This window comes from Pseudofrankia saprophytica, from assembly GCF_000235425.2.
Lineage (GTDB): Bacteria > Actinomycetota > Actinomycetes > Frankiales > Frankiaceae > Pseudofrankia > Pseudofrankia saprophytica.
In genome coordinates, this window is the sequence record NZ_KI912266.1 from 6,670,663 (window position 1) to 6,677,140 (window position 6,478).

Sequence of the window (6,478 nt, forward strand, 5' to 3'; positions counted from 1 at the left end):
CTTAGCCGCGGTAGTCGTGGAAGCCGCGACCGCTCTTCTTGCCAAGCAGACCCGCGTCCACCATCCGTGCGAGCAGCGGCGGCGACGAGTACAGCGGCTCCTTGAACTCGTCGTACATCGACTCGGCGACGGCCTTGACCGTGTCCAGGCCGATCAGGTCGGACAGCCGAAGCGGGCCCATCGGGTGGCTGCAGCCGAGCACCATGCCGTTGTCGATGTCGTCAGCCGAGGCGAAGCCGGACTCAAACATCCGGATCGCCGATAGCAGGTACGGGATGAGCAGCGCGTTCACCACGAAGCCGGCCCGGTCCTGCGACGAGATCACCTGCTTGCCGAGCAGGCCGGTGACGAAGGCCCGCGCGCTGTCCTTCGTGGCCTCGGTGGTCAGCAGCGACGGGACCAGCTCGACGAGCGGCATCACCGGCACGGGGTTGAAGAAGTGGATCCCGATGACCCGGTCGGGCCGGCTCGTCGCCATGCCCAGCTTCATGATCGGGATGGACGACGTGTTCGACGCGAAGATGGCCTCAGGGGTCGCGATGACCTTGTCGAGCGTCGAGAAGATCTCGGTCTTGAGCTGCTCGTTCTCGGCGATCGCCTCGATCACCAGCTGCCGGTCGCCGAAGTCACCCAGGTCGGTCGTGAAGGCCACCCGGCCCCAGGTCGCGTCCCGGTCCTCGGCGGACAGCTTGCCCCGCTTGACCGCCCGGTCCAGCGACGTGGCGACCCGCGACCGTCCGGCCTCCACCGCGCCGGCGTCGACCTCGCGTACCAGCACGTCGACGCCAGCCCGCGCGGCGATCTCGACGATGCCGGACCCCATCAGGCCACAGCCGACGACCCCCAGACGATCAACCGCCGGCAACTCGACCTGCTCGCCGTCCACCACGAGTCCTCCTCCGCTCGCGCGCCCTGCCTCGGGTTTCCGCGCTCATGCCGACCTGGCCCGGTCGTCCATCTTCCCTGTTAGGAAGACCGACTTTAGGACGTCCAGCCAAATGGGCTCGACGTCACCCCAGGGTGACCGTCCGGCGCGACCCGCCTGGTCCCATCCCCTCGAGAACCTGGTCCCATCCCCTCGAAGACCTGGCGCCCAATCCACCCTAGCCCCGGTCGACAGGACCGTCAGCCGCGTGGGCGAGCGCCCGAGGCTCCCCGCTCCGCGCCGCCGGCGTTTTCTCCGCCGCCGCCTCCGAAATCGGCGCGGGAGCCGGCGCGGGGGCGGAAGCCGGGTGTTCCAGCGCCCATGCGCAGATGGCGGCCAACGGCTCACGCAGGGTCAGGCCGAGGTCGGTGAGGGCGTACTCGACGTGCTGGGGCGCGGCCTGCCGGACCACGGTGCGGGCGACCAGCCCGTCCGACTCCATCCCGCGCAGCGTCTCGGTCAGCACCTTCTGGGTGATGCCCGGCAGCCGGCGGCGCAGCTCGGCGTGCCGCTGCGGCCCGGCGAGCAGGGCGTAGACGACCAGCACCCGCCACTTCGCCGCGAGCCGTTCCAGCGCCTGCCTGGTCGCGCAGGACTCCTCCAGCACGTCCGGGACCACGAGGGCCATTGACCGCTCCTCCGCCTTGGATCTGGGGCTCGACGTGCTCCAGCATCGCGCGGGCGCCGCGCCGGCGAGAAGCCGCACGGCCGCCACCGACGTCCGGCCGCTCCTGGTCCCACCGAGCCCGGCCCATGGGTACTTGAAAGTTCCGTATGGCCCGCGCCACCCGCCGCGTCCTACGGTGACGCCGCGGCGACTCCCACCGCTGATCCATACCGCCGCTTCCCAGCAGTTCGCGCCGGGTTCCGCCGGCCGCGTAGACGAGGACGCTGATGAGTTCCGCCCCGAGCACGGAGACCACCGACACCGCCCGCGTCGACACCGAGCTCATCGACGCCGAGCGCGTCGAGTTCGCCAGCGAGGGCCTCCCCCTCGTCGGCGAGCTTCGCCTGCCCGCCGCCGCTGCCGCGGGCGGCGATGCCGGCGATGCCGGCGGCGCCGGCGGCGCCGGCGCAGACCGTGCCGTTGGAGTCGTGCTGACCGGTCCGTTCACGGGGGTGAAGGAACAGGTCGTCGGCCGGTACGCCGATCGGCTCGCCGCCGCCGGATTCGCCACGCTCGCGTTCGACCATCGGGGATTCGGCGAGAGCGGCGGACGCCGTGGCCACGAGGACAGCCAGGGCAAGCTGGCCGACCTGCGGGCGGCCGTGGACCTGCTGGCCAGCCGGCCGGAGGTCGACGCGAAGCGGATCGCCGTCGTCGGCGTGTGCCTGGGTGGTGGCTACGCCGTCCGGGCGGCGGCGACCGACCCGCGGCTGCGAGCCGTGGCCGGCATCGCCGGCGCCTACAACAGCCCGGCGTGGTTCGCCGAGCGCATGGGGCTGCCCGCCTACCGGACGGCGCTCACGTCGTTCCTGGACGGCTATGACGAGCCGATGCCGGCGGTCGCGCCCGACGGCGGTGAGGCGGCGATGGGCGGCCCGGAGCCCTATGCGTACTACGGAACCGCACGCTCGGCGTCGCCGCACTGGCGCAACGAGGTCACCCGGGGCTCGCTGCACTCGCTGATGACGCTGGACGCTCTCAGCGCGGCCCCACTGCTGGCGAGCGTCCCGCTGCTCATCGTGCACGGCCGGGCCGACGACTACTGCTCCCCCGAGCTGGCCGCCGAGATGCACCGGCGAACCGCCGCCGCCACCAGTGCCGGCGCCGGCGCCGGCACTGGCACTGGCACTGGCACTGCTGAGATCGTCTGGCTCGACACCACGTCGCACATCGACCTCTACGACGTGGAGCCCTACGTCAGCGAGGCGGTCGCCGCCACCGCCGCCTTCCTGCGCCGCCACTGCTGAGCGCACCGCCCCGAACCGCTGCCCGGACGCGGCGGACACGGCGCTGGAGAGGCCGGGACGGGTCCAGGCCGGTGGACCTCAGGTCGCGGGCTTGACGGGGATGGAGGTGAGGGTCGCGAAGCCGGCGTTGAAGGCGGCGACCTCGTCGGCCGGGGTCTCGGTGGACGAGCAGTTCTGGCCGTTCGTGATGGCCGTGGACATGTCCGTCACCTTCGGCTCGGTGGCCAGCTCACGCTCACCACGGATCTTGGCGGTGCCGCAGTTCGGGATGTTCAGGTTCGGGATGGTGTCCAGCGCCGTGCCGGAGCCGGTGCCGGTGAACTCACCGCGGTGCTCCTTCACCCAGGCGACCACCAGGTCGGCGCCCTGCGTGTAGTCGTAGGTCGGCCCGAGGCCCATGCTCGAGGCGATCGACGGGATGCCACGGCTGGCGGCGGCCCTGGCGGCGCCGACGGTGCCGGACAGATCGACGAACGGGCCGAGGTTCTGGCCCTGGTTGATGCCGGAGACGACCAGGTTCGGCTTCACCCCGAGGGTGTCGAGGGCGACGTTGACGCTGTCCGCGGGGAAGCCGTCGACGGCGGTCGCGGCGGTGCCGCTGGCCGTGGTCGCGTCATGGTGCGCCGGCGGCTGGGGCGACGTCTTGCCGCCCGTCCCGCTCTGGTTGGTGGCGGGCGCGACGATCGTCACCGTCACCGCGGGCAACGCGGCTAGGGCCTTCGCGACGGCGTCGATGCCGGCGGCGCCGACACCGTCGTCGTTGGTCACCAGAATGGTGAGGGGCGCGGGCGCGGCGCTGGTCGCCACCGCGGGGGCGCTCGTCGCCGCGATGGGCGCATCGTCATCGCCTCCGCCGCCACAGGCCGCTGCGCCGACGAACAGCACGCCCGCGGCCCCGGCCGCCAGCCCCGTGCGCGCCAGAGCCCGCCATCCACCGACCATCGCCGCATCCTCCTCACCTGAGGTCCGGCGACCCGATGACCGGCCGGACTCGCCGTCACCGCCCGGCTTGGAGCGCCGTAGGCGGAGCAGCGGGCGCCATTTTTACCATCGTGGGGGGTCGATGGACAGAGCGGACCAAGATGTCACCTCCCGCTCGTCCGCCGTTCAGGCCCGGTCCCGCCGAGCCGCGGGGAGCCGAGCACGCACAGGCTCGGAAGGCGCCTACAGGCGCAGCTACAGGTGCAACAGGAAGGACCAGCCGGCGCAGGTGAGGATCGAGGCGGGGACGCCGACGCCGACGAGCATGCTCGGCAGCGGCGTCGCCAGGTCGTGCCGGGACGCCATCAGCGCGGCGGCGACCATCGGCGGCATCGTGGCCTCGAACAGGGCCACCTGCAGCGCCCGGTCACCCAGGGCGCCGAACAGCGCGTAGCCCGCTATCACCACGGCCGGCGCGACCAGCAGCTTCACCGTGAGGCCGACGGCCAGCTCGCGCCGCCACCGCCGGGCGGCGCTCACCTCCAGCTGCAGGCCGATCGCGAACAGCGCCAGCGGGGTGAGCGTGTCGCCCAGCCGGGTGAGCACCTCGGTCAGCCAGCCCGGGTAGCCGACGGGCCGCAGCGCGAGCCCGGTGACCAGGGCGAGCAGCGGTGGCGCGGTCAGGATCCGGCGGGCGATCTCGCGCGGCACCACCCGGGCCCCGTCCGCCGCGGCGACAGCGACCAGCGTGGTCACGACGGTGTTGAGCAGGACGAACGAGCCGAGCTGGTCGACGATCACGGCGATCGGCACGTCGTCCGCGCCGAAGAACGCGGTCACCATCGGGATGCCGACGAAGGACGTGTTCGCCACGGCCGTCGTGGCGATGAGCGCGTAGACCACCTCTCGGCCCAGTCGCAGCGGCCGGGCGAGGAGCAGGTACAGGGCGACCGTGAGGGCGAACAGCAGGTAGGGGACGGCGACGACGGCGACGATGCTGCCGGGGAAGTGGACCTCGTGCATCACCCGCAGCGCGAGCGCGGGCAGCGCGATGTTGAGCACCCAGAACGTGACGGCGTGCTGCGCGTCCGCCCCGACCTTCCCCGTGCGTCGGCAGGCGACCCCCGCCGCGAGGCCCGCCAGCAGGACGACAAGGGCGGACACGGACGACCATGCTCCCGGCCTGTGGCGACGCAGGAACGGGTGCGGGCGCGGATGTGGGTGGACTCACCCGCCAACCGCGCCCACACCGTCACCCAGCGCTACGGCTACCGCGCCTGGCCGCCACTTCCACGCCGTGGGAAGCGCAGGCGCAGGGTGGTCTCACGGCCGAGGGAGACAGCCCCCGGCAGGCGCAGGGTCGTCTCACCGGCGGGTGCGGCGACGGGCGCCGACCGGGCCGCCGGGACCGCTGCCCCCGACGCCTGGGCGGGAGCGGACCGGCCGGAGGCCCATTTCGGCCGCCGGCGCTGGACGGGCCGCTCGAGCAGGTAGTACGACGCCGCGGCGAGGCCGATCGCCAGCAGGCCGGCGACCACCGTCGCCGGGCCTCGGCCGAGCCGTGCCACCAGCTTGTCGCCCGCGAACCCGGTGACGGGGAAGTGCCACAGGTAGAAGCCGTAGGAGATCCGGCCGAGCCAGGCGAGCGGGCCGCACCCGATCGCCCGGAAGAGCCACGCGGGCCGGCCCTGGTCCAGCGCGAGGATCAGGGCGGCGGCGAGCAGCGCGACTCCGGTGTAGCCACCGCGATCCATGATCGTCGTACGTGCGCCGTTCTCGGGCACGGTCAGCACGAGCACGGCGAGCGCGATCAGCGCGAGCGGCCCGGCGACCGGCAGCGCGGCCAGGATCCGCGCGAGCACCCGCTCCCCGGTGCCAGCGGCGGTGCCGGTGCCAGCGGCGGTGCCGGTCGCGACACCCGGGGCGCCATCGGCGCGTGACCCGCGCGCCCGAGCTTCCAGCCGCGACGCGCGCAGCCAGGCCGCGAGCGCGCAACCGATCAGCAGGCTGTCCGACCGGGTGTCCAGCGCGAAGTAGGTCCGGTTGCCGGACGTGCCGAGGTCGGCCAGCGCGGCCCGCCAGACGGCGACGGCGACCGCCCCGCCGAGCAGGATCGCGGGCAGCCGGCGGGCGAGCGCCTCGCGGCGGCAGATCGCGACCAGCACGACCGGCCACAGCAGGTAGAACTGCTCCTCCAGCGACAGCGACCAGACATGCCCGAACCAGGCACCGCCGGAGTCGGGCCGAAACACCCGGAAGTAGTCGTTGACGTAGAGCAGGGAGGTGACGGCGTTGTCGAGAAAGTCGAGCTGGTCGGCGCGGGTCTTGAGCAGCACGACCAGGACGGCGCCGATCACGACGAACGCGTAGTACGCCGGCATCAGGCGGAAGGCACGCCGGACGTAGAACGCCTTCAGCGAGATGCCGCCCGTCCGGTCCCGCTCGGCGAGAAGCAGGCCGGTGATCAGGAAACCGCTGAGTACGAGGAAGACGTCCACCCCGAGGTAGCCACCGCCGAGTGCGGCCATGTGGTAGCAGAGCACGCACAGGACCGCGATGGCGCGCAGCCCGTCGAGCGCCGGGTTGTAGCCGCCTGGCCGGGTGCCACCCCGCGCCTCACCGCCCCGGCCGACGTCACCAGCCGGGGCGCCCTGGCTGGTCCGACCGTCCTGGCTGGTCCGACCGTCCTGGCCCGCGGAGGTGCTCCGCCGGTCGGGC

6 protein-coding genes are annotated in these 6,478 nt (G+C 73.0%); 1 reads left to right on the forward strand and 5 read right to left on the reverse strand.

The features are described from left to right. Window position 1 precedes the first annotated feature (1 nt). Both FRCN3DRAFT_RS0228185 and FRCN3DRAFT_RS46750 read right to left on the reverse strand, forming a co-directional pair. Window positions 2–889 carry a 3-hydroxybutyryl-CoA dehydrogenase gene (locus tag FRCN3DRAFT_RS0228185; RefSeq protein WP_007514928.1) on the reverse strand — a complete coding sequence of 296 codons (888 nt, stop codon included), beginning with the start codon at window positions 887–889 and terminating at the stop codon, window positions 2–4. 214 nt (window positions 890–1,103) lie between these two features. Continuing rightward, the gene (locus FRCN3DRAFT_RS46750) at window positions 1,104–1,553 is read right to left on the reverse strand and encodes a winged helix-turn-helix transcriptional regulator (protein ID WP_007514929.1); all 450 of its coding nucleotides are present in this window, start codon (window positions 1,551–1,553) and stop codon (window positions 1,104–1,106) included. A 266-nt stretch (window positions 1,554–1,819) separates the two neighbouring features. On the opposite strand from FRCN3DRAFT_RS46750, the gene FRCN3DRAFT_RS0228195 reads away from it, so the two are divergent. Then, on the forward strand, window positions 1,820–2,839 hold the full coding sequence (locus FRCN3DRAFT_RS0228195) for an alpha/beta hydrolase (protein ID WP_007514930.1): 1,020 nt from the start codon (window positions 1,820–1,822) through the stop codon (window positions 2,837–2,839). A gap of 78 nt (window positions 2,840–2,917) precedes the next feature. Here the strand turns inward: FRCN3DRAFT_RS0228195 and FRCN3DRAFT_RS49920 are convergent, their stop codons facing one another. The 3 genes from FRCN3DRAFT_RS49920 to FRCN3DRAFT_RS46760 all read right to left on the reverse strand — a co-directional run. Further along, window positions 2,918–3,781, reverse strand: coding sequence for a 5'/3'-nucleotidase SurE (locus FRCN3DRAFT_RS49920; RefSeq protein ID WP_007514931.1), 864 nt, complete (start codon window positions 3,779–3,781; stop codon window positions 2,918–2,920). A 234-nt stretch (window positions 3,782–4,015) separates the two neighbouring features. After that, entirely contained in the window at window positions 4,016–4,924 is a 909-nt protein-coding gene (locus tag FRCN3DRAFT_RS0228205) for an AEC family transporter (RefSeq protein ID WP_007514932.1), read from the reverse strand. A 104-nt stretch (window positions 4,925–5,028) separates the two neighbouring features. Further along, the coding region (locus tag FRCN3DRAFT_RS46760; RefSeq protein ID WP_007514934.1) for an acyltransferase family protein at window positions 5,029–6,478 on the reverse strand (1,450 nt) is incomplete at its 5' end.

Bases quoted from the DNA above. Each gene is read 5' to 3' on its own strand.
- FRCN3DRAFT_RS46750 (WP_007514929.1), bottom strand. From the start codon at position 1,553: ATGGCCCTCGTGGTCCCGGACGTGCTGGAGGAGTCCTGCGCGACCAGG.
- FRCN3DRAFT_RS49920 (WP_007514931.1), bottom strand. From the start codon at position 3,781: ATGGTCGGTGGATGGCGGGCTCTGGCGCGCACGGGGCTGGCGGCCGGG.
- FRCN3DRAFT_RS0228195 (WP_007514930.1), top strand. From the start codon at position 1,820: ATGAGTTCCGCCCCGAGCACGGAGACCACCGACACCGCCCGCGTCGAC.